Source organism: Staphylococcus sp. FSL W8-1207 (assembly GCF_038003745.1).
In the GTDB taxonomy this organism is placed as follows: Bacteria; Bacillota; Bacilli; order Staphylococcales; family Staphylococcaceae; genus Staphylococcus; species Staphylococcus equorum.
The window spans coordinates 145,287-164,608 of the sequence record NZ_JBBOPU010000002.1 but is presented as its reverse complement, the minus strand read 5'-3'; the positions used below and the strand labels follow the sequence as shown (position 1 = coordinate 164,608).

Here is a 19,322-nt window from a genome sequence, read left to right as displayed (position 1 = left end):
TATTCAGAGGAGCAGAATATGGAAATAAAACAAATGAAATATTTTGTAGAAGTTGTGAGAAATGGTGGAATGACACAAGCTTCAGAACATTTATATATCGCACAGTCTACAATTAGTAAAAATATTAAAAGCATTGAAAACGAATTTGATATTACTTTGTTTGATAGAAGAAAAAAACATATTATTCTAACGGATATAGGACAGATTTTTTATGATAAGTGTGTTGAAGCATTAGCAGTCTTAGATGATTTATCATTAGAAATGGGCGACGTCACGAATTTAGAAAGAGGTCATATCCGCATCGGCATATCGGCAATTATGAATGTCAGGTTGTTTACGGAAAGTTTAAACCAGTTTCATTCCCAGTATCCTAATGTGACATATGAAGTCATTGAAGGCGGCGGGAAAGCGGTCGAATTTTATTTGAACAACGATGAAATTGACGTCGGTATTACAACTTTACCAGTGGATGAGGATATCTATCATGCGGTACCTCTATATAAGGAGAAGTTATTACTTATCGTTGATAAAAATTCTGAGTTAGCCCAACAATCATCTATCTATTTAGGTGATTTGAAAGATGAGAGCTTTATTATGTTTCATGATGACTATTACCTGAAAGATCAAATTATAGAAAGCTGTAGAAAAGTAGGATTTCATCCTAAAACAGTAGCTAAAATGTCTCAAATTACTTTTATAGAAAATATGATTCGTGATGGTATTGGCGTGAGTATATTACCTGAAAGTATCGTCAATATCTTAAATGATGGTGTTGTCGGCATTGAAATAAGTGGTGCTGATGTAGCGTGGAATTTAGGTGTTATATGGAAGAAAGAAAGTTATATGAATCACGTTACGCATGAATGGATTAATTTTTTAAAGGATTTGAAATAAAAAAGTGTCATCAAAGTTGAAGTATTCCACTAAGGAATGTCAAATATTCCAACTATGTATTTTAATCATAGATAAAGGCGTAATATAATAGAAGTTGTAGAGGGTTATGAGTACTGATTAACTGATCATTGCGAAATGGTTATAAGTTGAGTTTTCAATATGTATGAATATCCACGTACAATCAATATATGATAGCTTTTATAATAAATGATAATTCAACTCAGGACTCATAACGGCAGAAGATAACTAAGGGAGTCCTCAAATTTTATAAAGATGGTAATCATAACTTACTAATCAGAGATGAAAGTAGGATTAGATACGTGATACATTTGTAATATAGATACAAATGTATCGTATGTTAACCAATGCTTGCACAGTTGCGTGTTTTAGAATTATAGTTAAAACCAATAAAATTCATCAGTTCTCCCATTAAAAAACTGAAAACAACCCCTATCTCTCTAAATATTGGTTAACTTTTTTCTGTACAAACAAGATGTGTTGTAACACGTGACTTGCAAGCAATATATAAAGCGCGCGTTATATTAACGGCATTTTAGCAAGTAGCATGTCATTACATTATAAAGTGATAGGTGTACGCGATGTTGTATAACAGACAACAAGACAGGCACAATGCAATTTGGTAATGGCATTCCTAGATTATAAAAATCACTTGCTAGATGCCTTCATATATTTAAGAAAGCTTATGCTTCAGTTGAAGTAATATTAAAAGTAATAACCCTCTAGATAAATATCTCTCAAACAAGAGCGACCCTGACTACACTGTCCAATGTAGCTAGGGTCGCTTTGTTAATTTAATGAAATTTGCATGTATTAAATATTATTCTGTAATGATGGATGTAAATGATATGCTGCATCGGTTGGTTCATTTTTAATAACTTTATCTAATGTAGTCACGATTTGTTGAGCGATTTCAGATGTAGGAACACCGATAGCATTGACAGGATAATCTAATTTTTTAATTTGTGGAATATTATCGTAAGAGTAAATCATTGGTTGATTCTCAGGTCCAATGGCATTAATCGTCCCTACAGTAATATCGTAACTTCCGCAAATCACGCCAGGAGAAAGCGTGTCAGTTTTCAAATGTTGCTTCACGGATGCTTCTGCTTCTATCGCGTTCAATCCATTAGAATCGATAATACGATAGGTGATGTTTTGTGCATTGCAATAATTAGTAATTGCATCTTTTTTAGCGATTTGACGGGCGTCGTTTGTATTAATATCGCCTATGTAATCAATCGTTTGGATACCTTGTTCTAATAAGGCATTGATGGCCATAATCATCGCTTCTGCATGATTGACATTGATAATCGGGTAGGGAATGTCTCTGTCTACACCATATGCGACCACCGGAACGTTATTATAAATTTCAGGCGGTAAGTTTGAATTGTCACCTTCATCAAAGATAACGATACCATCACAGCCAAATTCAACAAATTTCTTTGAAGCGGCCGCAACGTCATCGATTGAAACAAACATGACATAACCGAGTGATTTAATGGCTCTATTAATTTCTGAAATGAGATGGGTCACAGCAACACGATCTACAGAAGGCCAAATTAATCCAATCGTGCCACTTCTTTTAGAAACGAGTGCTCGGGCCGAATGATTAGGTATGTAATTCATTTCAAGCGCTTTTTGTTGAATCATTTGTTTTGTTTTTGGTTTAACGAGTTGGGAATTTTTTAATGCTTTACTGACCGTGGAATAACTGACACCACAGGCTTCGGCAACGTCTTTTAAAGTTACAGCCATAAAAGTTCTCCTTGAAATAGATTGATTTAAGTTAGAATTAATTATACCATAGAGATAAGCGTTAGAATATTTTTTTGAATCTTAATAACAACGTTGTTATTTTTCAGAGGTCAAACACAAAAGATGAAATTTATAAGGAGATGTAAAGATGAATTCAAGAGATACGATGAAGTATATTCAAGAAGGTCAACACATTGCAGTAATGCGTACAGACAACCCAGAGACGTTTTTAGATATTTCGAATCTAATTATAGAACAAGGGCTTAATATTATCGAAGTAACGTTAACGACACCAAATGCGATAGAAATTATTGCTGAATTATCTAAGAGAGAAGATGCGCTCATTGGTGCAGGTACTGTACTTGATAGTGTATCGGCACGTACAGCGATTTTAAACGGTGCTAAATTTATTGTAAGTCCATCTTTTGATAAGGAAACAGCTAAAATCGCTAACTTGTATGACGTTCCTTATATTCCAGGATGCATGACGGTTAAAGAAATGGTTGAATCGTTACGCTATGGTTGTAAAGTATTGAAACTATTCCCAGCAACACAATTTTCACCTAAATCTATCAAAGATTTCAAAGGTCCATTACCACAAATTGAGGTTGTTCCAACTGGTGGCGTGGGTAAAGATAATCAAAAAGAATGGTTAGACGCAGGTAGTTTTGCAGTAGGCATTGGCAGTGAAATTACAAAAATTTATCAACAACAAGGACAAGAAGCTTTAGTGCAATATATTTCTGAACTAAAAAGAGAGGTATAACTATGACGGTATTTGGATTTGGAGAAGTATTACTACGCTATACTCCACCTGATTACAAACAACTGAAAGATGCCAATACCTTTGGTGTTAATGTTGGAGGTGCAGAATTAAATGCGCTCGTGACCTTATCTCAATTTGGGCACGCTACTGAAATGTTAACGGTATTACCACAACATGCATTAGGCAATTTAGCTATGAAAAAGCTGTATCAGACACAAGTAGGTACAACATTTTTGAAACAACAAGACGGTAGAATAGGCACATATTATATGGAAGAGAGCTTTGACTTCCGAAGTGGTAAAGTCATCTATGATCGCGAACATTCAACTTTCGCAGAATATGGGTCAAGCGTCATCGATGACTTGCCAATACAAAGTGGTGATTACTTTGTATTGACTGGTATTACATTGGCAGTTAATACAGCAGTACGACAACATATCGTTGATGCACTATCTAAATTAAAGCAACAAGGCGTTAAAATCATATTTGATATTAATTTCAGAAGTAACTTGTGGTCTAAAGAAGAAGCCGTACCAGTAATCAAGTCGATACTGCCACTTGTTGACGTACTCTTCTTTGGTAAAAAGGATGCGACGCATTTACTTGAGACAAATTCTGAAGAAGATGATATGAAGACATGTGCTGAAACGATTCAATCACAATATGAGATACCAGTAATGGCTTCCAGTAATAGAGATATTGAGCAAAGTACATTACAAGGTATTATATTATCGCAACAAAGCTATATTGAAGGCCAAGCTTATCAATATACGGTATTGAATCGCATTGGAGCCGGTGATGCATTTATGGCTGGTGTCTTACATGGAATGATTCGTAATTGGCAATTAGACGAGACTATAGATTTTGCGACGAAATGTTCAGTCTTACAACATACGACAAACGAGGATGCATTAAGTGTAGAAGAAAGCGATGTGCATAATTTATCCTCTCATTTCGGTGGGCTTAGTCGATAGAACCTTAAACAAAGGGGCATAAGAGATATATGAAAAAATTTTTAACACTATTTGTAAGCGCATTCTTTATAGCGGGAATGTTAGCTTTATCACTTCCTCATAGTTATGTTAATGCGGAAGGGAAGCAAAAAGAAATTATGTTAGCGCATAATCAACCGACGAGCCATCCGGTTCATAAATCACTTGATATTTTTAAATAAAGATTAGAAGAAACATCTCATGGTCAACTTAAAGTTAACATTTATCCCAATGGTCAATTAGGTAGTGAACGTGAAGCAATTGAAATGACGCAGACCAATGCAATACAAATGACTAAAGTGTCATCGGCTGCATTGGAAAGCTTTTCTCCAACATATTCATTGTTTAACATGCCATATCTATTTGAATCAGAAGAGAATTATCGTCATGTTATGAAAAAAAAAGAAGTACAAGATGCGTTTTTCAAATCCACTGGAGATAAGGGGTTTCTAGGGGTCACATACTATGACGCTGGCGTGCGTAATATATACACGAAAGATAAAAAAATTGAAGATAATAGTGACTTAGAAGGTATGAAAATAAGAGTTCAACCAAGTAAAACGAGTGTTGATTTAATTAAGTTATTAGGCGGCACACCGACACCAATGGATTACGGTGAAGTATATACAGTGATACAATCGGGTGTGATTGATGCAGCTGAGAATAATGAAACTTCACTCACAACAAACAACCACGGTGAAGTTGCTAAAAATTATCATTATACGGAACACGCAATTGTTCCAGATATCTTGATTATGAACAAAGACTCGTATGATGACTTAACGAAACAACAGCAGAAATGGTTGAAAGATGCAGCAGCTTATTCTACTGAAAAACATGAAGTAATTTGGGATAAAGAAGTGAAAGAGGCTAAAAAGAAAGCCAAAGAAGACATGGGTGTGAAATTCCATAACGTAGATAAATCTTCTTTCAAAAAAGCTTCTCAGCCTCTACAAGATGAATTTAAAGAGAACCCAGATACAAAAGATGATTATAAACTAATCGAGAAGGAGGAGCAGCTTTATGAAGAAAGCAAAAAAGATCATTGATAAACTCCTCCTCACGTTAGCCGGTATTGCACTTTTTGTAATGGTTATATTATCCGTTTATCAAGTTGCTACACGCTTTATCTTGAATAGTCCAAGTACAATGAGTGAAGAAATCGTTAGATTCTTATTGATTTGGTTTGGTTTGCTCAGTGCCAGTTATGTATTTGGTGTAAAACAACATATAGCCATTTTATTTATTCGAGAAAGATTTCCTGAAAAAATACAACTTATTATGGAAAAGGCTTCAGACGTCATAATCATTATCGTAGCACTCGTACTCATGATTTGGGGTGGCTATGAAGTTGTGAATTTAACATGGTCACAAATTGCACCATCTACTGGCTTATCTATGGCAGCGATGTACGGCGCATTACCTGTTTCGGGCATCTTTATCATTTTCTACGCAATATATAACTTGTTAGATAAAGGAGAACTTGAAGCAGTTAAAGAAGCCAATCAAGAAGACGGGGGTGAGCGTGTATGACACTTGCAGCAGGTTTAGTATTGTTCATCACATTCTTCGCTTTCTTGATATTCGGCTTGCCTATCGCATTGGCTATTATTTTGAGTTCTATCATAACGTTATTAATGATATTACCATTCGATGTAACGATTATAACGGCAGCACAGCGTATGGTTACGGGCATTGATGATTTTACAATGCTTGCCATTCCGTTATTCGTCTTGGCAGGTATTATTATGAATAACGGTGGTATCGCCTTTAGATTAGTGAACTTTGCCAAAGTGTTAGTAGGTAGATTACCTGGCTCACTGGCACATACGAATATTGTAGGTAATATGCTATTTGGTTCTATTTCTGGTTCTAGTGTCGCTGCGGCGGCCGCAATGGGACGCATCATGGGACCAATGGAAGAAAAACAAGGCTATAAAAAAGAATACTCTGCAGCGGCAAATATAGCATCTGCGCCATCTGGTTTATTGATTCCACCAAGTTCACTATTGATTGTGTATTCACTTGTGAGTGGTGGCACCTCAATAGCAGCACTATTTATCGCAGGCTATATACCAGGTATCTTATGGGGCGTTGCTTGTATGATCGTGGCTTATGTTATGGCGAAGAAACAAGGTTACAGAGTATCTGAACGCATTAGTTGGAAAGATAAATTATTTTTAACATTAGATGCTTTGCCAAGTCTATTTTTAATTATCGTAGTCATTGGCGGGATTGTGTCAGGTATATTCACAGCAACAGAAGGTGCAGCAGTAGCAGTGTTATACGCTACAGTGTTATCACTAATATATAAAAGTCTGACACTCAAACAAATACCTAACGTCATCAAAGAAACGGCAGAAATTAGTGGTATGATTCTGTTCTTGATTACAGCTTCTGCACTATTTTCACTCGTAATGAGTTATACAGGACTACCTGAAGCCATTTCAAATGGCATTCTATCAATGACAGATAATCCAATCATTTTACTACTGATGATGAACGTAATTTTATTAGTCATCGGAACATTTATGGATATAACACCAGCAGTATTGATTTTCACACCGATCTTCTTACCTATTTCAGAAGTTTTAGGTTTAGATCCAATTCACTTTGGTATCTTAATTGCATTTAATTTATGTATAGGTAATATCACGCCACCAGTTGGTAGTGCATTATTTGTTGGTGCGAGTGTCGGCGGTGTTCGTGTGGAATCAGTATTCAAATATTTAGTGCCTTACTTTATCGCACTCATTATTTTATTGTTAATCGTAACGTTCATTCCGCAAATTTCATTATTCCTTCCTAAATTATTAGGATTATAGAAAAGGGGCAATAACATGGCATTAATTAATGACAATTTTTTATTAAATAATAAAACAGCAGTAAAGTTATATCAAAAGGTTAAAGATCTACCAATTTATGATTTTCACTGTCACTTAGACCCAAAAGAAATTTATGAAAATAAGAACTATGAAAACATTACGCAATTGTGGTTAGCCGGAGATCATTACAAATGGCGCTTAATGAGAGCATACGGTATAGAAGAAGGATTAATTACTGGTGATGCAGATGATTTCGATAAATTTGAAGCATTTATGAACATGTTGCCTTATTCAATCGTTAACCCAATGTATCACTGGTGTTCACTTGAATTAAAACGCTATTTTAACGAAGAAGCTGATTTAGATAAAGTGAATGTTAAAAAGCTATATAAATCTTTAAATCGTAAATTAGCGAAATCATCACATACACCTCAAAACTTAATTAAACAAAGTAACGTAGCTGTAGTTTGTACAACGGATGACCCATGTGACGATTTGGAATATCACAAATTATTAAATCAAGATAAAAAAGTAACATTTAAAGTGATTCCTACGTTCAGACCAGATAGTTACGTATTCTTAAGTGAAACAACGGTTAAAGACAAGATTAAGCAGCTTGATCAAACGATTGACGGTGAAATTAAAGTTTTAAGCAGTTATATCGAAGCACTTAAAACACGTGTTCATTATTTTAATAGACAAGGTGCAAGAAGTTCTGACCAAAGTTTTGAAAAAGCACCATTAATGTATGCGAGAACAGAAGAAGCTACGGCAATCTATGAATCCATGTTGAAGGGTGAAGCAGTTTCTGAAACGCAACAATACGAATTAGCGGGTTACATTCTAACTGAAATTAGTAAAGTATATAACGAATTAAATTGGGTCGTACAATTCCATTTAGGACCAACTAGAAATAATAATTCGAAAATGTTAGAAGTCGCAGGTACTGACAGTGGGTTCGATAGTGTAGGTGAACAACTAAGCGCTAAAACATTGAACGCGATGCTAGATCACCTTGAACAACACAATGCCCTATCAGATACGATTATTTATCCTAATAATGGTAATGATCATCTTATGGTTCAAGCTACTGCAGGTAACTTTACTAACAGCGAGCATAAAGTGCAATTAGGTGCTGCATGGTGGTTTAATGACACGAAAGAAGGCATGGAACAGCACTTAGTAGATTATGCGAACGTCGGCTTATTAGCTAAATTTGTAGGTATGCTGACAGATTCACGTAGCATGATTTCTTATACACGCCATGAGTATTTCAGAAGAATTTTATGTAATTTCTTAGGAGACAAGATTGAAAAAGGTGAGATTGCCTTATCAGATGCAACAATTGAACAAATGTTAAAAGATATTTGCTATAACAATGCAGTGAATTTATTCAAAATAGAAGGCGTTAAGGAGGTATAACGATGGAATTATCATTTCGTTGGTACGGTGAAGATGATCCAGTTACATTAGAGAACATTAAACAAATTCCAGACATGAAGCATATCGTTTCTGCAATTTATGATGTACCTGTAGGTGAGGTTTGGACAACAGAAAGAATCGCAAAATTAAAACAAACAATCGAAGCGGCAGGATTGAAATTTGAAGTCGTTGAAAGTTTACCTGTAAGTGAAGAAATTAAATTAGGTACAGATAAACGTGATGAACTGATTGAAAATTATAAGACATCATTAGTGAATTTAGCTGAAAATGGTGTTAAGACAGTGACATATAACTTTATGCCTGTCTTTGATTGGACACGTTCACAATTAGACTATGAATTATCTGATGGTTCTAATACGTTGATTTATAAACATGATCAGTTAAAAGATATTGATCCATTAACGACCGATTTAAACTTACCAGGTTGGGACGAAAGTTATTCGAGAGAAGAAATGAATCATTTAATTACATCTTATCGTGAAATATCGGATGAGCAATTGTGGGAGAACTTGAAGTACTTCTTAGATGGTGTATTACCAACTGCAATCGAACATGACATTGATCTGGCGATACATCCGGATGATCCACCATGGCCTATATTTGGTATTCCACGTATCATTAAAAATAAAGATAGCTATGAACGTTTACTTTCTATAAATGATAGTAAAAATAATGGTATTTGTTTCTGTACTGGATCTTTAGGTTCATTAGCAGAAAATGATTTACCAAGCATGATTAGAACGTTTGGCGCGCATATCCATTTCGTGCATATGCGTAACGTGAAACGACTAGATTCACATTCATTCTTGGAAACAGGTCATTTATCTAAAAACGGCTCCGTTGATATGAAAGCTGTTGTAGAAGCACTGCAAGATATTAACTTCAAGGGCACAATCAGACCAGATCACGGACGTATGATTTGGGGCGAAACAGGTAAAGCGGGTTATGGATTGTTCGATAGAGCATTAGGCGCAACTTATATTAATGGTTTAATTGAAGGAGTGAGCAAATGATGTCAAGACAATTTGAAGGAGTCAATGTAGTAATCACTGGTGCAACAGGTGTTATTGGATCAACGTTCGTCAAAGGACTTGTAGAAAAAGGTGCCAACGTTGGTATTTTAGGACGTTCTGAAGATAAAATTGTTGAGTTACAAGATGAAATTGATAAAGAAAGACAACAAACAGTCGCATTAGTGGCAAATGTGTTAGATAAAGATGCTTTAACACAAGCGAAACTTAAATATAACGATACATTTGGTGCAGTTACAATTCTGATTAATGGCGCAGGTGGTAATAACCCGAATGCCACAACAAATGATGAAATGTATGATGAACAGGGTGATAAAACGTTCTTTGATTTAACAGAAGATGGTATTGATAAAGAATTTAAATTAAATTACACAGGTACATTTTTACCGTCTCAAGTATTTGGTAAAGATGTCGTTTCATCTGAGGCAGGTACAATTATTAATATTTCATCAATGAACGCATTTACACCACTGACTAAGATTCCAGCATACAGTGGTGCAAAAGCATCTGTAAGTAACTTTACGCAATGGTTGAGTACGTACTTTGCCGGTCACATTCGAGTGAATGCAATTGCACCTGGATTCTTTGAAACAGCTCAAAATAAAGCTTTACTTAGAAATGAAGATGGTTCTTATTCAGAACGTGCTTCAAAAATTCTCTCACAAACACCAATGAATCGTTTCGGTGTACCAGAAGATATTCTAGGCACACTTTATTGGTTGATGGATAAAGAATTAAGTGGCTTCGTTACAGGTATTGTCGTTCCTGTAGATGGCGGCTTCTCGTCTTATTCTGGCGTATAGAATAGATATAAATTTTAAAATAAACTCCTTAATTCAACATTGGTTAAGGAGTTTATTTTTTGTTGCTATTTTATATGGTAAAGATGAAAAGGAATGAAATGAAAATTTATTTAAGTGTTATAAATTCACTTTTTAAAATGTCAAAAATATGATTTGAATGTTATTGATAATCCATATCAATTACTCCATAATATAAAGTATATGTAAAGAATAAATAAAATATTGAATTATAGAATAGGTGGGGTGTTGTGAAAGCATTTTTTAGCTATTACAAACCATATAAAGGTTTGTTTTTCTTAGATTTTGGTTCGGCAATTGTTGTAGGTTTGTTGGAATTAATTTTCCCGCTTATTACAAGTATATATATTGACCGTTTATTACCTACTAATCAATGGAATCTCATAGTGATTTTTGGAATTGCATTGCTGTTTGTCTTTGGAATTGTAGCGGTACTTAAATTTATCGTGACATATTGGGGACATAAGTTAGGTACGAATATAGAGCGTGATATGCGTAATGATGTAAAACAGCCCTCAAACGTTGATTTGAAGGCACTTAGTATTTTTTAATGACATAATTTTGACATAAAAATTTTAAAATAATTCTTTCGAGACGTTTTCCATGAGGTTACTAAATCTTTGGGAAGCGTCTTTTTTGTATGATTTTGTGATACTTGCATAGATGTTCATAGTTGTTTGTATATCCTTATGACGCAACCGTTCCTGAATCTCTTTGATATGTACACCTGCTTCAATTAAAAGGCTACAATGGCTATATCTGAACGAGTGAGTCGTAATATTCTTATTAATATTAGTCTGTGACATAATCGCCTGAATCCACTGTGACAACTTCTTAAAAACAAGAGGATAGCCGTTATTGTCTGTGAATATGAAGTCATTATCCACGTACAGCTCATTTTTCCATTTGTCTTGCACATTCAATTTATAATCTTGAAGCAACTTAATAACGTTAGGATCTATTGAAATTTTACCGATTGATGATTCTGTTTTTGGTGTAAGTATCTGATATTTTTTCTTATTATTGTTTGGATTGTAATAAGTCTTTGTGATACTCACTGTACTTTCTTCATAATCAATATCAGACCATTTAAGCGCCAGTAATTCACCAGCACGTAATCCGAGATATGCAAGACTTACGAACACTTCAAAGCTATTCAGTGGCTTGTGGTGGTGCTTAGCAACGCTTAGAAATTTAAATAATTCATCTTTTTCAAGAAACTTTTGTTGTAAGCTATTCTGTTCTAAATCCTCAACAGTAGGCTTAAATTTAGCCCTCTTAATTCCCTCAATAGGCGACTTAGCAATTATCTTCATATCCAACGCATACTTAAATATAAGGTTAGTTGAGCTTACAATACTAGCTACATAATTTTTACTAAATCGAGCGCTTATATCGTCCACAAACGCTTGATAGTCACGCTTAGTTATCGTTTGTATACTTCTGTTACCAAATAGCTTTTTAGCGTGGTGTATAGCCTTCTCACGTACCCTCACACTACTTACTTTTGCATCTCTACTATAGTGTTTAATCCATTCATCAGCTACATAGTTGAACGTATGAGTGGACGGTGCGATATACTCACCGTTTCTTATTTGTCTCTCAACTAATTCAGCAGCATTCTTTGCATCTGATTTGCGTTTAAATCCAGTCTTAGATATATATTCATATTTACCAGTTACAGGGCTTTTACCTAATGATATACGGTAACGCCATAATTTATTATTGAGTTGGTCATAGCTTGCCATTTAATCACCTTTAGAATTAGTATTCGTATGTTTTATATCGTTTATTTTTTTTAACATTTCTTCTTTATCTTTATCTTCAAATGGAATTGTATCAACTAGAGATTTTAATTCTTCGAACAAATCGTCAAATTCTTTTTCTTTACGTTTTAAAGTGTTCATCTCAACTTCATAATGTTTGATTTTAAAATCAGTATCAAGATTTGCTTTACTTAATTTTTCTTTTATTAAATTTTCTAAACCAATGGAATCGTTATAAGTTTTCACAAAATCTTTATTAAATCCCTTAGATACCAAAGAGTTATATTCATCTTCAAATATCAAAATGTTAAAAAAGAATTTCCCAGAATTTTGAAGAGAATTACTTGTTTTAGTAACACTAAGATTGGTATCAAATTCAAATTCTAAACCGCCTATTTCATATATTAATGAAACTATAACACTCGAATTTTCACTTGTAATTTTATGGTTAGTTGTCACTGGTATTTTTTGTAATAAAACATTTTTAAATTTAACTTCTACAGGCGAATACACTAGCAATTCACTCATATCAATATCAAAGAAATTACATAATTGGTTAATAGTTTCATATCGTATGCTTTGGTTATCATTTCTTATTAAAGACAGTAATGTAGGTCGAGTGATACCAGTTTTAGAAGCTACCTCGCTTTGAGTTTTATTATTTTCTTCCATTAATTTGTTTAAAGTACATATAATCATTTCCTCACCTCTTACATCATTATGAATGTTTTCTTTACAAAAATCCACAAATATTGAAAAAAACTTGCACTTATTTTATTTATGTGGTTTAATTATATTTGTAAAGCAATCCTTCAAATATTCAATTTTTTGAATGAATGCAATTCAGTTAGATTGGAGGTATAAAAAATGAGTATCTATATTAAATACCATTATTTAAAGAAAGTCATGTTTTTAAAAGGTTATAATCTTTCGCAATTAGCAATCGAAACTGATGTGAGCCTTTCATACATGAGTTTAATAATGAATGGTAAACGTAATCCGAGCGCAAAATTAGCGAAAAAGATTTCAAATGTATTAGATGTCGAAATAAAAGAACTATTCGAATTTGAACAAAAGGAGGCGTAACACATGTTTAATATCGGCATTGATGAAGATGAAGCACGTGAGTTGCTACAGCAAGCAATTGATGAACGTGTAGAAGAATTGGCAAAAGAGAAATACTTTATGACCTATAACGAATTATCCAAATATCTTAATTTATCAAAACCAACTATTGATGATTTGCTAATCAAAAACGGAATGAAATATTTTCGTGTAGGTAGCACATACCGTTTTAAGAAGTCTGATGTAGATGATTTCATGGATCACATTACTTCGCAGATGGATATTACTAACAACGATTTAAAAAGTTTAAAGAAGGTGAATACAAAATGAAATTATTTAATAGCTTAATTATAGCAAGCTCATTGACATCATTTGCAGTAGGTTATGTGACGGAGGATATATTTAATAGTTTGGCTTTATACACACCACTAGCGTTTACATCATGGGCTATAACAGAATGGTTTAACGATAGAAAAATTAGAAAACAATTATTGGAGGAAAAATAAGATGAATTATTCAGAAAAAGTACAAGAAAGTGTTGGGTTCGCAGATTTGAGAAATAAGGTTCAGAGCGTTCTCGACTATATCGGAATGGAATCATCAGAATTGGAAGATGAAAGAGAGTATGCAGTCAGAAATAACGAGCCTATATATCACCAAGCTATTAATAACAACATTAAGCAAAATTATGTAATTGAAAGCACGTTACTAGCTATTAGAAGAGATATTGAGAACATGCACGATGATATTCAAATTAATATTAAGCAAGAAAAAAGCGCTACTGATGAAAGTTTGGCGACTGAATCAGATAACGCGTAAGAAATGAATGTTAAAGAAACTTTATGTATTTCAATTATAGCAAAAATTACGTTATGTATCTACAAATTTAGAAAAAAAGGGGGCTTTATGTGGCTATAACAACATTAGATAAAATTATAGAAGTAAACGAAGAAGAAATACCAGAAGAATTGAAACAACTTGATAAATGGGTACTGTGGCGAGCTGAATGGATAGAAAAACAACAAGTATATAGTAAAGTCCCATATAGCACAGAAGGTCATAAAGCAAGCTCTACAAATGCTAATACATGGCTCGAATTTCAAGATGTCATTTCACTTTGTGATAGTGACGAACAATATAATGGCATAGGTTTTGTATTAAGTGATGATGATAATTACATTTGTTTGGATATAGATGATGCAGTCAATCCTGATACAGGTCAATTACAAACTGATCTAGCAATAGAAATGACTGAATTAACCTATTGTGAGTTGTCGCCTAGTGGAACAGGGCTACATTGTTTCTTTAAAGGTGTATTGCCAGATAAACGCAAAAAGAAACGTAAAGATTTAGATATTGAATTATATGATTCAAGTAGATTTATGACAGTTACAGGTCATACCATCGGACAAAGCGAAATTTGTGATGAGCAAGAAACTATTAATAATATTGTTGAAAGATATTTTAAAATGGAAGAATCGCAAAATACAATCACATATGACCCTAATCATAAAAGTAATTTATCTGATGAAGAAGTGTTAAATATCATGTTGAAATCTAAATCTAAAGATAAAATTAGTGATTTGTTAAAGGGGCATTTTGAAAAACATTTTGATAGCTCTAGCGAAGCAGTACAAAGTTTACTACACTATTTGGCTTTCTATACTGGTAAAGATAAGGTACAGATGGAACGTATATTCACAGACTATAATAACTTAACTGATAAATGGGATAGTAAGCGTGGTAGTACAACGTGGGGGAAATTAGAACTGGATAAAGCTATTAGTAATCAAAATGAAGTGTATAAAAAATTAACAGATGATTTCAAAATAAATTTAGTTAAATCACGAGTAATCAAAAAGAAATCATGGTGGATTTATCCAGAAGGTGACACAAACAGAAAACCAACGTTCGCTCATACAGTTATGGCTGAATACGTGTTACAAGAATATAAATTTGTAAGATATCCAGACGCTGACGGTGAAATTTATATCTATAATCCTCAAAGTGGTATTTATGAAATAGATAAAACTGGGCGTAAAACACGTGAGATTATCAGAAGTTTAGAAATATTAAAAGATAACGCAGTGAAGGAAGTACGTAACTATATTATTGATACTTGCAAAATTCAAACTGAAGTTAATTCTAATTATGTAGCTGCTAAAAATGGACTAATTCACTATAAAACGAAAGCATTTAAAGAATTTACACCAGACATTTTTATTATCGACAAACTACCGACAGCATATAATCCAGATGCTTACGATGAATTTATAGATCAAACTATAAATAAAGTGTCGTGTGAGCATGAAGAAACCATCAAAAACATTCACGAAATGTTTGCGCAGGTATTATATCCAGAATTGCTTATCGACCAAATACTGTATCTATTGGGTACTGTGGCAGATAACGGGAAATCAACTGTACAACATATGATAAGTGCGACTTTTGATTCTGGAGGTCAAATATCATCAGTTAGCCCACAACGTTTAGCAAATAATAATTTTGCAGGTTCAAGTGTATACGGAAAAATGGCAAATATTGTTGATGATTTACCAAATATTGAAATTGAGGACAGTGGAAATATCAAAGCTGCCGTTACTGGAGGATATCTCGAAATAGAAGAAAAGGGTAAAGGTAGCCGTTCTGTCCGAATGCAAACACCTTTTATAATTGCGAGTAATCACTATCCTAAATTTAAAGAAAGTGGCCAACAAATAAATAAACGTTTGCACATTATACCATTTGAACACAGTTTTAAAGATGAAGAAAGATTATCTGTTTCTGAAAGTACTAATAAAATTTATAGTGAAAGTGCTAAAGAGTACGTATTGAAATTAGCTATCGACACACTAGCCGAAATGTTACAACGTTCTGGATCACGTATCACTAAAAATGAGCGTTCAGATAGAACTATGGAAACGTTTAAAGATAATAACAATCCGTTGAGCGAGTACCTAGAAAATCGAGATTTAAACTACTTTTTAAACACACCAGACACAGACACATACACAGACTATAAAGCATGGTGTAGTAGTAATTATGTAAGAAACCCAATAGATAAATCTGATTTCAGAACATTAATCGAGAATGAGTTAGGCGTTGTTTGGAAAAAATCAGTTCGATATATCATTAGTGGTAAAGAAGTTGTTAGAGCTGGATTTAAGAAAAAATAATAAAATGTAGCGAAAAATGAAGGTAATTCTACAAAAACTACACATGCGCTACACGCTTGAAGTCAGTCACACCAACAGGTTAAAGGATTATTGTAGCTGTAGCGTAGTTTTTTATCAAATGAATATATTTATAGTAACAAAATATATATAAATATATTGAGCGAGTATAGAAATTTGTAGTTTCGCTACGAAAAACGCTGTAAACGTTGATGTGAAAGGGCTTAGAGATGTAGCGTGATTGTAGCTTTGTAGCGTTAAAATGCTACAAGATATAAAAAGGGAGATTTTAATATGACTATAACTGAAATTGAACATAATATCTTTGAACGTATGGTTAAAAATAATAATTTTAAAAACAATGTGGAGGTTAACCAAGAAACATTTAAATCTGGTTTATTAAAAATATTAGTGAATAGTTCCAAAAAAATCGACTCTAATTTTATTTTAGAACTGTTAAAATTAGCAGATAATGATTTCTATATTTTGCCGCTTGGTAAAACCATACAACTATTTACAAAAGATTTTAAAGGGACTATAGCGTTTAATTTGCGTAGACCTAACGAGAATCACGCTGAATGTTTTAATGTTCCACTAATGATAGAAGTAGATGCTTTACATTCAAACAAAAAAGGTCATGGTAAGCAACTAATGAACAGTGTGATAAAAATTGCTGACACAATAAACGTTCCAGTTTGTTTATGGACTGAAACTCAAAAAAATACACGATATTTTAAAAAGTACACTTTCAAAACTTACGGAAAAAGAGGGGAAAGAAATGAAGAATTATTGATTAGAAAAAGAGTACCATTTAAATAAATAACACTAAATTTAATCTCAAATGTAGAAGCGCTTCGACATTTAAAGATATTCAAGACATTTTATATCTAAATAGGGTATAAACCCTTGACAAACATGGAATTGTATACCCTGATGTGGTATAATATAGATGAATATAAGTATAAAAAGTATATCAAGTATAAAAATTAATAAAAGTAGGTGAGCAAGTGCCGAAATGGATAGATAAAATGCTAGGACTAGAACAATATAAGGAACAACAGACGAAGAATTTTGAAATGTTGAGTGGTGGTTTTCAATCACTATCATCGTTTACAGGACAAGCATATGACAATGATATATACCGTTCAGCAGTAGATGCAATCGCACGACACGTTGCTAAGTTAAGTGGTAAGCATGTGATTGATAATTCTAAAAATGAAACGAAAAATTCTAAATTAAATAGATTATTACAAGATAGACCGAATCCATATATGAGTGGTTACGATTTCTTGTACAAGATTACAACACAATACTTTTTATACAATAACGCTTTTATATTAGTACAAAAGGATAATCGAGGTAACTTATCGGGGCTATACCCACTTACACCGAATAGTGTTGAGTTTGTGGTAGATGGTGCAGGCGAAGTATATATCAAATGTCTGTTCAAAGAAGGTAAGATTGTTCACTTCCATATATCAGAGGTGGCAATATTACGCCGACACTTTAACAGTAACGAGCTACTAGGCGATAGTAACGATGCGATTATGGGAGCCTTAGAATTGGCACATACGCAAAATCAAGGTCTGCAAGAAGCAATTAAAAACTCGGCTCAAATACGTGGCATTGTGAAATACAACCAAGCATTAAGTCCAAGTAAGTTAAAAGAAGCTAAAGAAGAATTTATGAATAATTATTTTTCAATGGCTAATAATGGCGGCGTGGTGCCAATAGATCAGTCAATGGATTACCAACCGTTAAATGTATCAGATGTGCAAATAGACACGTCACAGGTAGATGCAGTTAAACAAAAGATATACGACTATCTCGGTATTAATGAATCAATTGTGACTGGTAACTATAACGAAGACCAATGGCAAGCATTTTTCGAGTCTATCGTCGAACCTTTTGCGATACAAATATCATCAGAATTAACTGAAAAGATATTTAGTGAACGTGAAAAGGCGTTTGCGAATCGTATTGTATTTGAATCATCTAAATTACAGTATGCAAGTAATAAATCGAAAACGAATGTTATTAAAGAATTGTTACCGTTGGGCGTACTCACGATTAACCAAGCGTTGGATTTACTCAACTTACCTAATGTAGAAGATGGGGACGAACGTATACAGTCACTTAATTATATTGAAAAGACGCTAGCTAAGAATTACCAAATGGGAGATAAGGGGGATAACACCGATGAAGGAAATTAGATCAGCAGAAATACAAGCAGAAACCAATTCAGATGATGAAATGATTCTTGAAGGTACAGCAATTGTATTTGATAAACCTGCACTTATTAATACACCAAATGGCAGTTATACCGAAGTTGTGAAACGTAATGCGCTGGACGGATTGAAATTCAATGACACACGTCTTTTAGTGTCACATGATGTTAATCGTCTACCATTAGCTAAATCACCGAAAACGATGGATATATGGAAAGATGATGCAGGTATGCATTTTAGGGCTAGGTTGGCAAACACTAGTGAAGCACGTTCCGTATATGAATCTATCAAACGTGGTGATTTAGGTGGCGTGTCATTCGGATTCACTGTATCAGACGGCAGTCAATACGATGTTGAAAGACGAACACGCACGATAACTAAAATTGATAAAGTATTAGAGTTTTCTGTAGTAAACTTTCCTGCTTATTCAGAAACATCTGTAGAAGCTCGAAATCAAATACAAGATGCAGAAATCAGACAGCAACAAATTAACCAAGCAAAAATTAACTTAAATAAGTTATTTACAAAGGAGATTAAATAAT

At 33.6% G+C, this 19,322-nt stretch carries 20 protein-coding genes and 1 pseudogene; 18 read left to right on the top strand and 3 right to left on the bottom strand.

What is annotated here, in order from left to right:
- Nucleotides 1-18 precede the first annotated feature (18 nt).
- Complete coding sequence (gene cidR, locus NSR03_RS10480) at nucleotides 19-894, top strand: cidABC operon transcriptional activator CidR (RefSeq protein ID WP_002508530.1); 876 nt, start codon at nucleotides 19-21, stop codon at nucleotides 892-894.
- Between the two features lie 831 nt (nucleotides 895-1,725).
- On the opposite strand, the gene NSR03_RS10475 is transcribed toward cidR, so the two are convergent.
- Nucleotides 1,726-2,670, bottom strand: a complete 945-nt coding sequence (locus NSR03_RS10475; protein WP_046465030.1) for a LacI family DNA-binding transcriptional regulator — start codon at nucleotides 2,668-2,670, stop codon at nucleotides 1,726-1,728.
- Between the two features lie 148 nt (nucleotides 2,671-2,818).
- Between NSR03_RS10475 and eda the strand changes: the two genes are divergently transcribed.
- The 9 genes and pseudogenes from eda to NSR03_RS10425 all read left to right on the top strand — a co-directional run bounded on the left by eda (nucleotide 2,819) and on the right by NSR03_RS10425 (nucleotide 11,099).
- The gene (gene eda, locus NSR03_RS10470; protein WP_069821026.1) at nucleotides 2,819-3,436 is read left to right on the top strand and encodes a bifunctional 4-hydroxy-2-oxoglutarate aldolase/2-dehydro-3-deoxy-phosphogluconate aldolase; all 618 of its coding nucleotides are present in this window, start codon (nucleotides 2,819-2,821) and stop codon (nucleotides 3,434-3,436) included.
- A 2-nt stretch (nucleotides 3,437-3,438) separates the two neighbouring features.
- Complete coding sequence (locus NSR03_RS10465; protein WP_069821025.1) at nucleotides 3,439-4,410, top strand: sugar kinase; 972 nt, start codon at nucleotides 3,439-3,441, stop codon at nucleotides 4,408-4,410.
- A 29-nt stretch (nucleotides 4,411-4,439) separates the two neighbouring features.
- A pseudogene (locus NSR03_RS10455) lies at nucleotides 4,440-5,477 on the top strand (TRAP transporter substrate-binding protein).
- On the top strand, nucleotides 5,452-5,961 hold the full coding sequence (locus tag NSR03_RS10450; protein ID WP_002508525.1) for a TRAP transporter small permease: 510 nt from the start codon (nucleotides 5,452-5,454) through the stop codon (nucleotides 5,959-5,961). Before NSR03_RS10455 ends, NSR03_RS10450 begins: the two are co-directional and overlap by 26 nt.
- A complete protein-coding gene (locus tag NSR03_RS10445; RefSeq protein ID WP_002508524.1) occupies nucleotides 5,958-7,253 on the top strand; it encodes a TRAP transporter large permease in 1,296 nt (431 codons plus the stop codon). The genes NSR03_RS10450 and NSR03_RS10445 overlap by 4 nt, the downstream gene beginning before the upstream one ends.
- A 15-nt stretch (nucleotides 7,254-7,268) precedes the next feature.
- Nucleotides 7,269-8,675: a glucuronate isomerase gene (gene uxaC / locus NSR03_RS10440; RefSeq protein WP_069821024.1), complete on the top strand. Its 1,407-nt coding sequence runs from the start codon at nucleotides 7,269-7,271 to the stop codon at nucleotides 8,673-8,675.
- Between the two features lie 2 nt (nucleotides 8,676-8,677).
- Nucleotides 8,678-9,709, top strand: coding sequence for a mannonate dehydratase (gene uxuA / locus NSR03_RS10435; RefSeq protein WP_002511377.1), 1,032 nt, complete (start codon nucleotides 8,678-8,680; stop codon nucleotides 9,707-9,709).
- Nucleotides 9,709-10,530: an SDR family oxidoreductase gene (locus tag NSR03_RS10430; protein ID WP_069821036.1), complete on the top strand. Its 822-nt coding sequence runs from the start codon at nucleotides 9,709-9,711 to the stop codon at nucleotides 10,528-10,530. Before uxuA ends, NSR03_RS10430 begins: the two co-directional genes overlap by 1 nt.
- A gap of 248 nt (nucleotides 10,531-10,778) precedes the next feature.
- Nucleotides 10,779-11,099, top strand: coding sequence for an ABC transporter transmembrane domain-containing protein (locus NSR03_RS10425; RefSeq protein WP_261698074.1), 321 nt, complete (start codon nucleotides 10,779-10,781; stop codon nucleotides 11,097-11,099).
- Between the two features lie 24 nt (nucleotides 11,100-11,123).
- Here the strand turns inward: NSR03_RS10425 and NSR03_RS10420 are convergent, their stop codons facing one another.
- Complete coding sequence (locus NSR03_RS10420; protein ID WP_340719228.1) at nucleotides 11,124-12,296, bottom strand: tyrosine-type recombinase/integrase; 1,173 nt, start codon at nucleotides 12,294-12,296, stop codon at nucleotides 11,124-11,126.
- Entirely contained in the window at nucleotides 12,297-12,986 is a 690-nt protein-coding gene (locus NSR03_RS10415; protein WP_340719227.1) for a helix-turn-helix domain-containing protein, read from the bottom strand.
- 195 nt (nucleotides 12,987-13,181) lie between these two features.
- Here NSR03_RS10415 and NSR03_RS10410 point away from each other — a divergent pair, with 195 nt between their 5' ends.
- The 8 genes from NSR03_RS10410 (at nucleotide 13,182) to NSR03_RS10375 (ending at nucleotide 19,321) form a co-directional block, all read left to right on the top strand.
- Nucleotides 13,182-13,400, top strand: coding sequence for a helix-turn-helix domain-containing protein (locus NSR03_RS10410; RefSeq protein ID WP_285324408.1), 219 nt, complete (start codon nucleotides 13,182-13,184; stop codon nucleotides 13,398-13,400).
- 3 nt (nucleotides 13,401-13,403) lie between these two features.
- Nucleotides 13,404-13,709 carry a helix-turn-helix domain-containing protein gene (locus NSR03_RS10405; RefSeq protein ID WP_340719226.1) on the top strand — a complete coding sequence of 102 codons (306 nt, stop codon included), beginning with the start codon at nucleotides 13,404-13,406 and terminating at the stop codon, nucleotides 13,707-13,709.
- On the top strand, nucleotides 13,706-13,885 hold the full coding sequence (locus NSR03_RS10400) for a hypothetical protein (protein WP_340719225.1): 180 nt from the start codon (nucleotides 13,706-13,708) through the stop codon (nucleotides 13,883-13,885). The genes NSR03_RS10405 and NSR03_RS10400 overlap by 4 nt, the downstream gene beginning before the upstream one ends.
- 1 nt (nucleotide 13,886) lies before the next feature.
- On the top strand, nucleotides 13,887-14,198 hold the full coding sequence (locus NSR03_RS10395) for a hypothetical protein (RefSeq protein ID WP_340719224.1): 312 nt from the start codon (nucleotides 13,887-13,889) through the stop codon (nucleotides 14,196-14,198).
- An 89-nt stretch (nucleotides 14,199-14,287) separates the two neighbouring features.
- The gene (locus NSR03_RS10390; protein WP_340719223.1) at nucleotides 14,288-16,555 is read left to right on the top strand and encodes a phage/plasmid primase, P4 family; all 2,268 of its coding nucleotides are present in this window, start codon (nucleotides 14,288-14,290) and stop codon (nucleotides 16,553-16,555) included.
- A gap of 291 nt (nucleotides 16,556-16,846) precedes the next feature.
- Nucleotides 16,847-17,371: a hypothetical protein gene (locus NSR03_RS10385; RefSeq protein WP_340719222.1), complete on the top strand. Its 525-nt coding sequence runs from the start codon at nucleotides 16,847-16,849 to the stop codon at nucleotides 17,369-17,371.
- A gap of 188 nt (nucleotides 17,372-17,559) precedes the next feature.
- Nucleotides 17,560-18,765 carry a phage portal protein gene (locus NSR03_RS10380; protein WP_340719205.1) on the top strand — a complete coding sequence of 402 codons (1,206 nt, stop codon included), beginning with the start codon at nucleotides 17,560-17,562 and terminating at the stop codon, nucleotides 18,763-18,765.
- Nucleotides 18,752-19,321: an HK97 family phage prohead protease gene (locus NSR03_RS10375; protein ID WP_193018574.1), complete on the top strand. Its 570-nt coding sequence runs from the start codon at nucleotides 18,752-18,754 to the stop codon at nucleotides 19,319-19,321. The genes NSR03_RS10380 and NSR03_RS10375 overlap by 14 nt, the downstream gene beginning before the upstream one ends.
- Nucleotide 19,322: the final 1 nt, after the last annotated feature.